We start from the raw sequence: 13916 nt of genomic DNA, 5'->3' as shown, positions 1-13916 counted from the left end.
CAACAATGAAACAAATCATCACAGCATTGACGCTCATCTTGTTATCCTCTGCAGCTTGGGCCGAGGAGTTTATCATCAAAGATATCCGGGTGGAGGGGTTACAAAGGATCTCCGCTGGGACGGTTTTTAACTTCCTACCAGTCAAAGTAGGCGATGAGCTGACGGAAAATGATGTCAGAGGCATTATCCGCTCACTGTTTAAATCGAAATATTTCAACGATGTACAGGTTGAGCGTGATGATGGTGTGTTAGTCATTAAAGTCAGTGAACGTCCTGCAATTTCCAGCATCGAGTTTGTCGGTAACAAAGATTTGGACAGTGCAGAGTTGACCAAGTCATTACGCCAGATTGGTTTTGCTGAAGGCCAGGTGTTTGAGCAGGCCATGCTGGAAAGGGTTGAGCTGGAACTGCAGCGTCAGTACTTTAGCCGTGGTAAATATGGTGTGGCTATTGATTCAGAAGTGACGCCATTATCGCGCAATCGTGTAGCCGTCCGGATTAATATGGCAGAAGGTGTGGTTGCCACCATCGGTGAGATTAATATTGTCGGTAATAATTCTTATGATGATGAAGAACTGCTTGGCGAGTTTGAATCGACTACTGGTGGCTGGTTATCTTCGTTAACCAAAGACAATCAGTATTCCCGTCAGAAACTATCAGCTGACCTTGAATCATTACGTTCATTTTATCTGGATCGTGGTTATGTCGATTTCACCGTAGAATCCACACAGGTAACGATCTCAGATGATAAAAAACAGATGTTCATCACCATCAATATTGCTGAAGGTGAACGCTACAAAATCAATGAAGTAAGATTGGCTGGCAACTTGATTGTGCCGGAAGAAGAATTATTTAATTTGGTTACCATCCGTAAAAACTCGGTGTTCTCCAGAAAGGCTATTACCTCCAGTTCTGAAAGACTTACAGATCGATTAGGTAATGATGGTTATGCTTTTGCCAACGTGAATGCCGTACCGGATATTGATCGTGAAACGCGGGAAGTTAATCTGACTTTCTTTGTCGACCCGGGTCGTCGGGCTTATGTACGTCGTATCAATATTTCAGGTAATAGCAAAACCCGTGATGAAGTATTGCGTCAGGAAATGCGCCAACAGGAGTCAGCCTGGATTTCCACGGGCGCTGTTGAGCGGTCTCGCGAACGAATTTCTCGTTTGGGGTATTTCGAAGATGTGAATGTTGAAACCTTGCCTGTTGCCGGAACATCTGATCAGGTTGATCTGGATTTCAATGTAACGGAAATGGCATCCGGTAGCCTGTCAGCCGGTATTGGTTACTCTCAATCTGACGGTATTATCTTCAATGCAAACGTCACACAGAAAAACTTTTTCGGAAGTGGCAAGCATGTTCGCTTCGGCTTTAATAATAGCCGTGTCAACACAGTCTATAGCTTTGGTTATACCAATCCGTTTGCCACGGTAGATGGTATCAGTCAGGGCTTTAATCTTTTCTATCGCGAAACAGATGCATTTGAGGCGAATATTGCTAACTACACCACGGACGTTTTTGGTGGTGATATTAATTTCGGTATTCCGATTTCAGAGAATAACCGGATAAATCTTGCATTTGGTTATGAAAATACGCAACTGGATGTACCAAGTAATAATGAAATTACCCGTTACGATGATTTTATCGAAAAAGAGGGGGATTCATTTCATGCGTTTCCAGTAACTATTGGCTGGTCAAGTGACACACGAAACAATGCTATCTTACCGACAAGAGGTATGTCGCAAAGTGTTTCTGCAGAAGTGGCTACGCCTATTGGTGACCTGCAGTACTACAAACTTCGCTATCGCAATAACTGGTATACCCCATTGAACGATACCTTTACCTTTGCCTTGAGAACGGATCTTGGGTACGGTAAAGCCTATGGTGATAGTGAGCAATTTCCCTTCTTCCAGAACTTTTACGCTGGTGGTATCAGAAGTGTGAGAGGTTTCAGAGCAAATACCCTGGGGGTCAGGGAAGCTGACCGACCTCTCGGTGGTAATTTAATGGTTACTGGCGGAGCGGAAATTATTTTCCCAATTCCATTCATGAAAAAAGCTTTACGCTCTTTCCGCTTGAGCACTTTCGTGGATGTGGGTAACGTATATGATGTTGATCAAAGCTTTGAAGCTGATTTACTGAGATATTCAACCGGCTTATCAGCAATTTGGATTTCACCATTTGGCGCAATGTCGTTTAGTATTGCTGCTCCATTACGTGATCAACCGGATGACGAAACCGAAGTATTCCAGTTTTCATTGGGATCAACATTTTAAATTTAACTATCGGAGTTAAGAGTGAAAAACATCAAGATTGTTGGCCTGTTGTTGGCATCTTTAATGGTCAGCCCCGTTTATGCTGCTGAAATGAAAATCGGCGTTGTAAATGCAAGTGTCGTATTAGATCAGTCTCCACAGAAGGAACGTGCTTTAGCCCGATTGGAAAAAGAATTTTCAACGCGTAGCAAATCACTCGAAAACAAACACAAGGAATTACGTGCGGCTCAGGATAAATTAAATCGTGATGCTGCAATACTGGGTAATGACGAACGTCAGGCACAGGAACGTAAGATTTTAAACGATCAACGTGAATTGAAACGCCTACAGGATGAATACAGTGAAGACTTGTCTATCCGTCGTAATGAAGAGTTACGTAAGTTAGAAGAAGAAATTGCAGAAACAATCGTAGATCTTGCTAAAAAAGAATCTTATGACTTGGTACTTTATCAAGGTGTTATTTTTGCCAGTGAACGTGCAGATTTAACCTCCAAAGTGCTGGAAAGACTTAAAGCGAAATAAGAGTCTGGATGTGGTCTGGACATTAGCAAAAATAGCATCTGAAATTGGTGCACAACTGGTTGGAAATGCAGACAAAGTTATAACTGGTGTCGGTACCTTGCAAAATGCAAAGGATACCGATATCAGTTTTTTAGCGAATACTAAATATCGTCAATATCTAAAATCGACTTCTGCTGGATGTGTCATTGTTTCATCCGCAGATTTAGCCGAAGTAAATACCAATGCTTTGGTTATTGATGACACTTATGTCGCATATGCCAAAGCAGCCTCCCTTTTATATCCTGATGAACAACCGGATACCGGTATTCATTCAAGTGCAGTAATTGGGCAAAGTTGTCATATTGCCGATTCCGCACGCATAGCTGCACAGGTTTATATCGGCTCGAACGTAAAGATTGGTCACAATGTGATTATCGGACCAGGCTGTATCATTGAAAATGATGTGGAGATTGGTGCTGATACCCGGTTGATGTCAAATGTCACTTTGTGCCGGAAAGTTCAAATTGGTGGGCGCGTTCGTATTCATCCCGGAGTCGTTATTGGTGCGGATGGTTTTGGTATTGCGAACGATAATGGTAAATGGTTGAAGATCCCGCAAGTAGGCAAAGTCATTATTGGTAATGATGTCGAAATTGGCGCCAATACGACTATTGATCGTGGAGCTATAGATGACACTATCATCAGTGATGGTGCCAAGCTGGATAATCAAATTCAAATCGGTCACAACGTTTTCATTGGTGAACACACGGTAGTTGCCGGATGTGTGGGTATTTCAGGTAGCACTCGCATTGGAGCCCACTGTGCCATTGGGGGGGGAACGGGTATTGCCGGGCATATTGAAATAACCGATGGTGTTCAATTGACTGGCATGAGTATGGTAACCAAATCAATTCTAACTGCTGGAACCTATTCTTCCGGAATTCCGGTTGAGCCCACCAGAGAATGGCACAGGAATGTGATTCGTTATAGACAGCTTGATAAATTAAATGACAAATTAAAACAATTGGAAGCCAAGTTGAAGTAATGAATGTGTTCATCATTCACTTAGCTTTACCGCAACAGGGTCTCAACGTAAGATTACTGCACGCAAAAATATAAATCCTAAAGGATAATCAGATTGAACACCATTGACATACATGAGATTCAACGCTTACTGCCACATCGATACCCATTCCTGTTGATTGACAGGGTAATTGAATTTACACCGGGTGAACATCTGGTTGGTATTAAAAATGTCAGTTTCAACGAACCCCACTTCACGGGCCATTTCCCCCAGCGTGTCATTATGCCGGGCGTATTGATTCTGGAAGCATTAGCTCAGGCTACAGGATTGCTGGCATTTAAAACAGCCGATCAGATTCGTTCAGATGAAGCGTTATATTATCTGGCCGGTATTGATAATGCGCGCTTTAAAAAACCTGTAGAGCCAGGCGATCAACTATGCCTTGAAGTTAAATTGATTAAAAACAAACGTAATTTATGGAAGTTTTATGGTCAGGCGACTGTTGACGGCGAGGTCGTTGTCAGTGCTGATATTATGTGTGTTAACCAAGAAATGCCTTCGTGATTCATCAAACTGCTCTAATAGATCCCACTGCCAGAATCGCCGATGACGTTGTTATCGGTGCGTACAGTATTATCGGAGCGCATGTTGAAATCGCTTCAGGTACAGAAATAGCTTCACATGTAGTGATAAACGGACCGACGAAAATAGGTCGAAATAACCGTATATTTCAATTTTCCTCAATTGGTGAAGAACCACAGGACAAGAAATATCATGGTGAGCCGACATTATTGGAAATTGGTGACAATAACCTGATCCGTGAATCTGTCACAATTAATCGTGGCACGGTACAAGGCGGTGGTATTACCAAGGTGGGTAATAACAACTGGATCATGGCTTATGTGCATATTGCTCATGATTGTATTATTGGAGACGATAATATTTTCGCCAATAATGCTTCACTTGCTGGCCATGTCATTGTTGATCAGCATGTTATTTTGGGGGGCTTCACTCTGGTTAGCCAATTTAATCATCTTGGCTCACATTGTTTCAGCGCTATGGGCAGTGTCATTTCTCGAAATGTTCCGCCTTATGTATTGGTATCAGGTCATATGGCAGAACCTGTCGGTATCAATGTTGAGGGGTTACGCAGACGAGGCTTTACGGATACTCAGATTAGAAATATTCGTCAGGCTTATAAATTGGTTTATCGTTCAGGGCTGCGTATGGAACAGGCTCAGCAACGCTTAAATGATATCCAGCAAGATGCGCATGAGTTAGCCATATTTATTGAATTTCTGCAAAACCAGCAGGGTGGAATCATCCGGTAGTAGTTCTACCGGATGATTTTTGTTTTACTCATAAACTAGTCGTTGGCTGGAGTTGAGCTGATTCGATGAATACTCAAATCTGCACCGTTAAATTCTTCTTCAGCAGTTAACCTCAATCCCATCAACGCTTTTAAACCACCATAAACAATAAGCCCACCAATAAAGGCAATGCTTACGCCAATAGCAGCCCCTATGAATTGTGAGGCCAGGCTTACCCCCCCCATACCACCCAATGCGGCTTGACCAAATATACCGGCTGCAATCGCACCCCAGACACCGCAGAGACCATGTAGTGGCCATACACCCAATACATCATCAATTTTCCATTTGTTCTGCGCCAGGGTAAAGGTAATAACAAATAAGCCCCCAGCGAGTGAGCCGGTAATTAACGCACCAAGCGGGTGCATTATGTCCGAGCCCGCACAAATAGCAACCAAACCGGCGAGTGGGCCATTGTGAACAAAGCCAGGGTCATTACGACCGATTAAACAAGCTGCCAATGTACCGCCTACCATGGCCATTAATGAGTTAATGGCAACCAGACCACTAATGCCTTCGATTTCCTGTGCAGACATCACATTAAAGCCGAACCAGCCGACCGTCAGAATCCATGCACCGAGTGCTAAAAAAGGAATATTTGAAGGTGGATGAGCGTATATTTCACCCTGTTTGCCGTAGCGACCATGTCTTGGGCCGAGTAATAACACCGCGGCCAGTGCAATCCAACCACCTACAGCATGAACAACAATTGATCCGGCAAAGTCATGAAAAGCTGCACCAAATTGGTTTTCCAGCCAATCCTGGATGCCAAACAAGCCATTCCAGCTAATACCTTCAAAAAGTGGATAGACAAAGCCAGCAATTAAAAATGTCGCAATTAATTGAGGGTTGAACTTAGCGCGTTCGGCAATACCACCTGAGACGATAGCGGGTATCGCCGCCGCGAAGGTCAGTAAAAAGAAGAATTTCACTAAAGCGTAGCCGTTATTTTCAGCCAGTAACGGTGAAGGTTCAAAGAAATTCAGTCCATAAGCAATGCCATAACCGATAAAAAAGTAGGCGATAGTGGACATGCCAAAATCGGTGATGATTTTAACCAGAGCATTGACCTGGTTTTTTTTGCGGACAGTACCGACTTCCAAAAAAGCAAAGCCTGCATGCATGGCCAGCACCATAATGGCGCCAATTAATATAAAAACTACGTCGCTTGCGTTTTGCACAATGGTTTTCCTTATAATTAGTGTTGAGCAAGCACCAAAACAGCAAGACTTGCACCAAATCAGACAAAATCATACAAAACAATCAGATAGCTATTTACGAATGCGGTGAAAATTCAATTTATGAACTATTGTGGTGCGTCACTGTTTTATTTGGCACTAATGTGGTGCGATAAAATGCGGCACGCCACGGTTAGCACAATCTGTGGATAAACACGTATAATCTGGCACTTTAATTTCACTTTTAAACAGTGACTGGTTAACTGTCCTTAATTGCGGTAAGCAAGGAGTAAACGATGGATATCTACGCATCGGATGATGAAAAAGGCGAAGCGATAAAAAATTGGTGGCGTGAAAATGGCCGCTCAGTAGTTACCGGTGTGGTATTAGGTGGTGCAGTTATTTTTGGTGGTCGTTACTGGATCAATTTTCAACATGCCAAGACCGAGCAAGCTGCAGCAATGTACCAGCAAGTACAGATGAATATCAGTGATGATGATTTAACTGCAGCAGAAGATCTTACTCAGGAACTGATGCAATCGCATTCTTCAACTCCTTATGCAGCCTTTGCCACACTGGAACTTGCTGCTGAGCAGGCTCGCAAGGATCAGCCCGCAGCCGCACTGGAATACTTGAAATGGACAGCTGACAAGGCAAAACTGACGGGGCAAAAAGATTTAGCCAGACTTCGTATGGTTCGCGTATTGGTCGATCAAGGTGAATATGAGCAAGCCTTGCAGTTGGCTCAGCAAAGTTCGTCAGAAGGGTTTATTTCACTGTTCGCCGAACTGGAAGGAGATATTTATCTTGCTCAGGAGAGTAAAGCTGAAGCATTTGAAGCTTACCGAAATGCACTTTCCAGCATGGATGAAGATGATCCGCGTAAAACGCTATTAGAAATGAAGCGTGATGATGTGGCTGTTATCAATGAAAGCTAATTTAATAAAATATCTATTTGTCGGAATAGTACTCACCACATTGTCAGGATGTGGAACAGTTAAAGAATTTTTTGCTGCAGACAGCTATGAAGCTCCGCCGACCGAACTTACTGAGTTTGAAGTTGAGTTTGAACCTAAGACCTTATGGTCTACTGGTACCGGTGATGGTGCTGAAACAGCTTATGCAAATCTTGCCCCATGGTTGCAAGGTGATTTCATTTATACAGTGGATCATAAAGGAGATGTGCGCAGCCATAATATTGAAAATGGCCGACGTGAATGGCGTAGCAAATTAAATATTCCTGTCGCTACCGGGGTGGGTGGAGGAGAAGGTCTTATCATCGTAGGTGCCCAGTCCGGGGATGTGGTGGCATTGGATGAAACCACAGGCAAAGAACTCTGGCGTCAACGTCTCAGCAGTGAAGTACTGGCCCCGGCAAAAGTCGGTGGCGACAATGTGGTTGTGAGAACGGCTGATGGTCGGTTAACGGCTATTTCAGCCAGCAGCGGTAATGTTCTGTGGAACTACCAGCGGGCTGTACCGTTATTAAGTTTACGAGGCGTCAGCTCTCCAGTGATTGAAGGGCAAAGTGTTATTGCTGGTTATGATAATGGTAAGTTGATAGCACTGTCGTTGAATGATGGCAAAGTTATCTGGGAAAGAAGTGTCGCAATACCGAGTGGGCGAACCGAATTAGAACGGTTAGTTGATATTGATGCGGATCCCGTTATCCATAACGGCATTGTGTATGTGGTTGCATTTCAGGGCAATCTTGCAGCGATGGACGTCGATACTGGACGACCTCTGTGGGACAGGGAAATGTCTTCAACAACAGGTATTTCCGTGGCACCATCCGATGCTGTTTATGTCAGCGATGATCAAAGTTATTTATGGGCAATTGCTGATGGTACCGGTGATTCATTATGGCGGCAGACATTATTGTTAAGACGGACGATTTCTGCGCCGGTCATTGCGGGTGATTATGTTGTTGTAGGCGACTTTGAGGGGTATCTGCATTGGGTCGCTCGTTCTGATGGTCGTTTTGTTGCACGGCAACGACTGGATAAAAATGCTATTCGCAGCCAACCTATCGTTCGCGATGGTGTGCTTTATGTAATGACTACAGGCGGCAAGTTAACCGCCATTCGGATCCCTTAACTGTGAAACCTGTTATTGCGCTTGTTGGGCGGCCGAATGTTGGCAAATCCACCTTATTTAATCGACTCACCAAAACCCGTAATGCTTTGGTTGCAGATTATGCCGGTTTGACCCGGGATCGTATTTACGGCAATGCCCGACATGACGAAGCTGAATTTATCCTGATCGACACCGGCGGTTTGACCGTTAAAGGTGACGATATGTCAGAACTGATGCGTAAACAGGCTGAACTGGCGATTGTTGAAGCCGATCTGATCTTATTTGTAGTGGATGGCAAGGCAGGTGTGGTACCGGGAGATGAGCTGATTGCCAAACAGCTACGCAATGTCGGCAAACCGGTTTTATTAGTGATTAATAAAACAGAAAGTGAACAACGCGAATTAGCGGCTGCAGATTTTTATCGACTTGGACTGGGAGAGCCGGAAGTGATTTCTGCCACCCAGGGTCGAGGTATTAGTAATTTAATGAATACCTTGATGCGCGATTTACCCGCCATTCGTATTGTTCAGTCTGAAGAAGATGAAAAAGAGGAAGATACATCGGGTGATATTCGTCTCGCCGTTGTTGGTAGACCAAACGTAGGAAAATCAACGCTGGTCAATCGTCTGCTCGGTGAAGACCGGGTTGTGGCTTTTGATGAACCTGGTACTACCCGGGATAGTATTTATATTCCATTCGAAAAAGACGGTACTAACTATATTTTAATCGATACAGCTGGTGTCAGACGCCGTTCCAAGGTTTCCGAAGCACTGGAAAAGTTCAGCATTGTAAAAACCCTGCAAGCCATCGAGGCGGCTAATGTGGTTATGTTAGTGTTAGATGCGCACCAGGGTGTTGTGGATCAGGACCTGCATCTGGCTGGTCTGATTATCGAAAGTGGCCGCGCTGTGGTTATTGCAGTCAATAAATGGGATGGTCTGGAGAAGCAGGAACGTGAGTGGGTTGCGACCAATATTGAGCGTCGCTTGCCTTTTTTGAATTTTGCCAAAACTCACTTTATCTCAGCCTTGCATGGGAGTGGTGTGGGGTTATTACTTAAATCCGTCAAAAAAGCTTATGGTTCTGCCTTAGCCAAGATCCCGACCCCACAACTGACGCGGGTATTGGAAGAAGCTGTTGCCGATCATCAGCCGCCATTGGTTAATGGACGCCGTATTAAATATCGTTATGCGCATTTGGGTGGTAAAAATCCTCCCCGCATAATCATCCATGGCAATCAGACCGAAGCGACGCCAAACAGTTATCGCCGATATCTGGAAAATTACTTCCGTACTGCACTTAAATTGCAGGGTACGCCGGTGATGATTGAATTTAAAACCAGCGAAAATCCGTTTCAAGAGCGCAAAAAAAAGCAACCTGAAACGCCACAGGAAAAGCGCAAACGTGTAATAGCGAGTCGAGCTAAAAAAAGAGAGAGTTAAAAAACTTTCGGGGCTGTTGATTTTTCATCGCCACCTCTGTTGCGACTCTGAAAGATCAACAAGCCCTAGAGCAAACCATCATCTTCATTCATTAAATTTTCCAGTGAATTAAGATGATGGCGAATCTTTTGCCGCTGAACCAGTTTGTCGCGCGCCGCTTCGGGTAACTCAGTAAATAAAATTACCCCTTTATCTATAAGTGTATTCACTAAGTCTTCAATAACCCGAACCATCGCCATATCAGAAGCAGTGAGGATGGTTTGTATATCTTCGTGACGGTTGGATTGACCAAGAAATTCAAGTAATTCTGGTGCCTGCGGCGAGATATATTGGCTGTTATCGCTCTGTGGAGAATTAAATACTCCAATTATTTGACCATTCTCATCGCGATCGACATATACCATCTTATTGTTCCCGCTGTTACTTGATTATGCTACCTTGTGCAAGGTTAAGCGGTCACAGGTTTACAGTAAAGAAAAAAACTGTGGAACTCCTCACATTTTGAGTTGGATGGCATCGTCATATTACATGGAACAGAAAGCAACTAAAGAACAGGTACAAAATCGGCAATGGAATGCAGGTGCGGCTTATTTGACACACGATGATCCGTTATTAGCTTGCCTGACTGTTCTCACTAAACTTTTACGAAAGCCCCACAGTCCAGATTCCTTGGTTGCAGGGCTTCCCCTTGTGGATAACCGTCTTACGCCAGACCTGTTTTCCAGAGCCGCTGAGCGGGCGGGGTTATCTTCTAAAGTCATTAAACGTCCGTTAAGTAAAATTTCTCCTCTGGTTCTGCCGGCAGTGCTGTTACTTAATGATGGCAATGCCTGTATTTTGCTTAAGCTAAAAGATAAGCAGGCGACGGTAATTTATCCGGAAAACGGCGATAGTGAAGCGATTGTAGAGGTAAGTGAACTACAACCGTATTACTCGGGTTATGCTATTTTCATTCGATCAGTACAGCATTTTGATAATCGAAGTGAAAATTCGGCTATACCGCGTGCCAGGCATTGGTTCTGGGGGACACTGACCCGTTACTGGCCAATCTATAGTGAAGTGTTTGTGGCGTCGATATTGGTCAATTTGTTTGCCATTGCTTCACCATTATTTGTCATGAATGTCTACGATCGTGTGGTGCCAAACCATGCTCTGGCGACTTTGTGGGTTCTGGCAATTGGTGTGGCCATTGTTTTTGTCTTCGACTTGTTACTCCGCACTTTACGTGGCTATTTTATTGATGTTGCGGGCAAAAAAGCCGATGTCATTTTATCCGCTACTATCTTCGAAAAAGTGCTGGGCATCAAAATGTCTGCCAGACCCAATTCGGTGGGTAATTTTGCTAACAGCATGCAGGAATTTGAGTCATTTCGGGACTTTTTTACGTCGGCAACCCTGGCGACATTGATCGATTTACCATTTACCTTTTTGTTTATTGCCGTTATCTGGATGATTGCCGGAGATTTGGCCTATATCCCTCTAGCGGTAATTCCATTAACCATACTGATCAGTTTGATCATTCAGATACCTCTTGGTCGGGCAATAAAACAGCTATTTCGTCATTCAGGGCAAAAAAGTGCCACACTGATTGAAACATTAACCGGGCTTGAAACGATAAAAAGTCTGGGAGCGGAAACGCCACTACAACGCAAATGGGAGCAAACTGCGGGTTCCATATCCAAATACAGCCAACGGGCAAAATTACTATCGTCTGCGGCTGTTAATTTAACCAGTTTTGTCCAGCAAATGACGACGATTGCCGTGGTGGTTTATGGGGTTTATAAAATCAGCGAAAATGAAATCAGTATGGGGGCCTTGATTGCCAGCACTATATTGGCCGGCAGAGCCCTGGCACCCATGGGGCAGCTCGCAGGTATTTTGACGCGATTTCATCATTCAAAAGCCGCTTTGGCTTCATTGAATAACATGATGAGCCTGCCGGTTGAACGGCCAAATGGCCGAGAGTTTTTACACCGTGATAAGTTTAAGGGTGGTATTGAATTTAAACAGGTGAGTTTCCGCTATCCCGAACAAGCTATAGAAGCGTTAAGTGATGTTTCCTTCAAACTCGTCTCAGGTGAAAAAGTAGCGATAATTGGACGAATTGGTTCAGGTAAAAGCTCAATAGAAAAATTAATTCTGGGCTTATATGAACCTGCTGAAGGCGCTGTTTTGCTGGATGAAACAGATCTTCGCCAGATAGATCCTGTCGATTTGCGCCGGTCTGTGGGCTATGTTCCTCAGGATGTGATGCTGTTTCACGGAAGTGTACGCGACAATATTGCTCTGGGTGCTCCTTTTGCTGATGATGCCGCTATTCTACGGGCGGCGGATATTGCCGGTGTGACGGAGTTTATCAACCGGCATCCATCAGGATTTGATATGCCGGTCGGTGAACGTGGTGAAGGATTATCAGGAGGACAGCGACAGAGCATTGCTGTGGCGCGTGCTTTATTGCTGGATCCACCGGTATTAGTGTTGGATGAGCCAACCAATGCGATGGATAACAGTAGTGAAGAGCGTTTCAAAACCAAACTCAGTGAAGTTATCAAAGATAAAACCCTGATTCTGGTAACGCATCGTGCCTCTTTATTAAGTCTGGTTGACCGGGTTTTGGTAATGGATCAAGGCAAGCTAGTAGCAGATGGACCTCGGGAACAAATTTTGGCTGCATTAAAGAGCGGTCATATCCGGGTTTCGAAAGGGTAAATTGATGGCCTGGTTTAAAAAAAATAATGACGATGTCAGTTTTATGTCTGAAATCAGTGCGGCCACGATGGCTTCAACTCACTGGGGAGGACATATTTTATTATTATTGATTGCTGCGTTTATCGGCATTGCCTTGTGGTGGGCCAGTGTCGCAGCCCTTGATGAAGTCACCCGGGGACAGGGCAAAGTCGTTCCCTCCAGCAAGGTTCAGGTGATACAGAATCTTGAAGGCGGAATACTCGCTGAAGTATTGGTCAGTGAGGGACAATTGGTAGAGAAAGGTGATGTCCTGTTAAAAATAGACGATACGCGGTTTTCATCTTCTTTCCGTGAATCACAGTTAACCTATTGGGAGTTGGTCGCAAGAACGGCAAGATTGGATGCGGAAAGTGAAGGAAAAGCCTTGGAACTTCCTGAGGATTTGATGATTGCGCAGCCGGCGCTGGCAGCAGAGGAGCGTGCTTTGTATCAATCCCGCCAACTCCAATTACAAAGTACGATTGATGTCTTGAAAAGGCAGGCTGAGCAGCGCAGACAGGAACTGGTAGAAAAGCAGGCGAGACAACAGCAGCTCAGTCGCAGTTTTGAACTAAGCAATCAGGAATTGCAAATGTCGGAGCCACTGGTTGCTGCAGGCGTTATGTCAGAAGTGGAATTGCTCAGGCTCAGACGAACGGTTAATGATCTCAAGGGTGAAATGGAGTCTAACCGGTTAGCTATCCCACGAATTCGTTCTTCAATGGATGAAGTACAGCAGAAAATCAATGAAGCAAATACCCGGTTTAAATCAGAAGCCGCCAGAGAACTCAGTGAAGTACGCGCTGAAATGGCGCGCACAGAAGAATCAGTATCGGCTCTGGCGGATCGGGTTACTCGTACACATGTTCGTTCACCGATGAAAGGCACTATCAAGCGGTTGATGATTAATACGATTGGCGGAGTTATTCAACCAGGCATGGATCTGGTGGAAATTGTGCCTTTAGAAGATAATCTGCTGATAGAAGCTCAGATACGTCCAGCAGACATTGCCTTTTTAAGACCGGGACAGGAGGCGATAATAAAGTTTACGGCTTATGATTTTTCAATTTATGGTGGTTTACAGGCAAAACTTGAACGGATTAGTGCAGATACCATTACCAATGATGAAGATGAAAGTTTTTATCTTATCTATTTACGCACGGAACAAAATTTTATAAAAAGTGGTATGGGTGAGTTGGGGATAATTCCAGGAATGACTGTTACTGTTGACATACTTACTGGGGAAAAAACCGTGCTTGATTACCTATTAAAGCCCATACTGAAGGCAAAAAACGAAGCATTGAGAGAGCGTTGAG

Annotated in this window: 12 protein-coding genes; 10 read left to right on the top strand and 2 right to left on the bottom strand. The window is 44.3% G+C overall.

The annotated features are described in order from the left end of the window. Positions 1-5 precede the first annotated feature (5 nt). From bamA to lpxA, 5 genes are all read left to right on the top strand, one after another. Positions 6-2282, top strand: a complete 2277-nt coding sequence (gene bamA, locus B2337_RS12385; protein WP_292361513.1) for an outer membrane protein assembly factor BamA — start codon at positions 6-8, stop codon at positions 2280-2282. A gap of 21 nt (positions 2283-2303) precedes the next feature. Beyond that, positions 2304-2804, top strand: a complete 501-nt coding sequence (locus B2337_RS12380) for an OmpH family outer membrane protein (RefSeq protein ID WP_292361514.1) — start codon at positions 2304-2306, stop codon at positions 2802-2804. A gap of 10 nt (positions 2805-2814) precedes the next feature. Beyond that, complete coding sequence (gene lpxD, locus B2337_RS12375) at positions 2815-3828, top strand: UDP-3-O-(3-hydroxymyristoyl)glucosamine N-acyltransferase (protein ID WP_292413686.1); 1014 nt, start codon at positions 2815-2817, stop codon at positions 3826-3828. A 93-nt stretch (positions 3829-3921) separates the two neighbouring features. Beyond that, positions 3922-4371, top strand: coding sequence for a 3-hydroxyacyl-ACP dehydratase FabZ (gene fabZ / locus B2337_RS12370; RefSeq protein WP_292413689.1), 450 nt, complete (start codon positions 3922-3924; stop codon positions 4369-4371). Further along, positions 4368-5138, top strand: coding sequence for an acyl-ACP--UDP-N-acetylglucosamine O-acyltransferase (gene lpxA, locus B2337_RS12365; RefSeq protein ID WP_292413691.1), 771 nt, complete (start codon positions 4368-4370; stop codon positions 5136-5138). Before fabZ ends, lpxA begins: the two co-directional genes overlap by 4 nt. A 35-nt stretch (positions 5139-5173) precedes the next feature. Here lpxA and B2337_RS12360 read toward each other — a convergent pair whose 3' ends face one another. Then, positions 5174-6358, bottom strand: a complete 1185-nt coding sequence (locus B2337_RS12360; protein WP_292361518.1) for an ammonium transporter — start codon at positions 6356-6358, stop codon at positions 5174-5176. Positions 6359-6651: 293 nt separating this feature from the next. Here B2337_RS12360 and B2337_RS12355 point away from each other — a divergent pair, with 293 nt between their 5' ends. Genes B2337_RS12355 through der form a run of 3 tightly spaced genes read left to right on the top strand, consistent with a single transcriptional unit; the run spans position 6652 to position 9873 of the window. Then, positions 6652-7293: a YfgM family protein gene (locus B2337_RS12355; RefSeq protein ID WP_292361519.1), complete on the top strand. Its 642-nt coding sequence runs from the start codon at positions 6652-6654 to the stop codon at positions 7291-7293. Further along, the gene (gene bamB, locus B2337_RS12350; RefSeq protein ID WP_292361520.1) at positions 7283-8452 is read left to right on the top strand and encodes an outer membrane protein assembly factor BamB; all 1170 of its coding nucleotides are present in this window, start codon (positions 7283-7285) and stop codon (positions 8450-8452) included. Before B2337_RS12355 ends, bamB begins: the two co-directional genes overlap by 11 nt. 2 nt (positions 8453-8454) lie before the next feature. Then, a complete protein-coding gene (der, locus tag B2337_RS12345) occupies positions 8455-9873 on the top strand; it encodes a ribosome biogenesis GTPase Der (RefSeq protein WP_292361521.1) in 1419 nt (472 codons plus the stop codon). 65 nt (positions 9874-9938) lie between these two features. Here der and B2337_RS12340 read toward each other — a convergent pair whose 3' ends face one another. Continuing rightward, complete coding sequence (locus B2337_RS12340; RefSeq protein WP_292361522.1) at positions 9939-10277, bottom strand: hypothetical protein; 339 nt, start codon at positions 10275-10277, stop codon at positions 9939-9941. Positions 10278-10401: 124 nt separating this feature from the next. On the opposite strand from B2337_RS12340, the gene B2337_RS12335 reads away from it, so the two are divergent. Both B2337_RS12335 and B2337_RS12330 read left to right on the top strand, forming a co-directional pair. Then, entirely contained in the window at positions 10402-12582 is a 2181-nt protein-coding gene (locus tag B2337_RS12335) for a type I secretion system permease/ATPase (protein ID WP_292413692.1), read from the top strand. 4 nt (positions 12583-12586) lie between these two features. Continuing rightward, positions 12587-13915, top strand: coding sequence for an HlyD family type I secretion periplasmic adaptor subunit (locus tag B2337_RS12330; protein WP_292413694.1), 1329 nt, complete (start codon positions 12587-12589; stop codon positions 13913-13915). The last annotated feature ends 1 nt before the right edge of the window (position 13916 follow it).

It is taken from the genome of Methylophaga sp. UBA3192 (assembly GCA_002363955.1).
GTDB lineage: Bacteria > Pseudomonadota > Gammaproteobacteria > Nitrosococcales > Methylophagaceae > Methylophaga.
This window is presented reverse-complemented; position numbering and strand designations above follow the sequence as displayed.

Coding starts and splice junctions, on each gene's coding strand:
- bamB (WP_292361520.1), top strand. CDS start 7,283: ATGAAAGCTAATTTAATAAAATATCTATTTGTCGGAATAGTACTCACC.
- B2337_RS12330 (WP_292413694.1), top strand. CDS start 12,587: ATGGCCTGGTTTAAAAAAAATAATGACGATGTCAGTTTTATGTCTGAA.
- bamA (WP_292361513.1), top strand. CDS start 6: ATGAAACAAATCATCACAGCATTGACGCTCATCTTGTTATCCTCTGCA.
- B2337_RS12340 (WP_292361522.1), bottom strand. CDS start 10,277: ATGGTATATGTCGATCGCGATGAGAATGGTCAAATAATTGGAGTATTT.
- B2337_RS12335 (WP_292413692.1), top strand. CDS start 10,402: ATGGAACAGAAAGCAACTAAAGAACAGGTACAAAATCGGCAATGGAAT.
- B2337_RS12355 (WP_292361519.1), top strand. CDS start 6,652: ATGGATATCTACGCATCGGATGATGAAAAAGGCGAAGCGATAAAAAAT.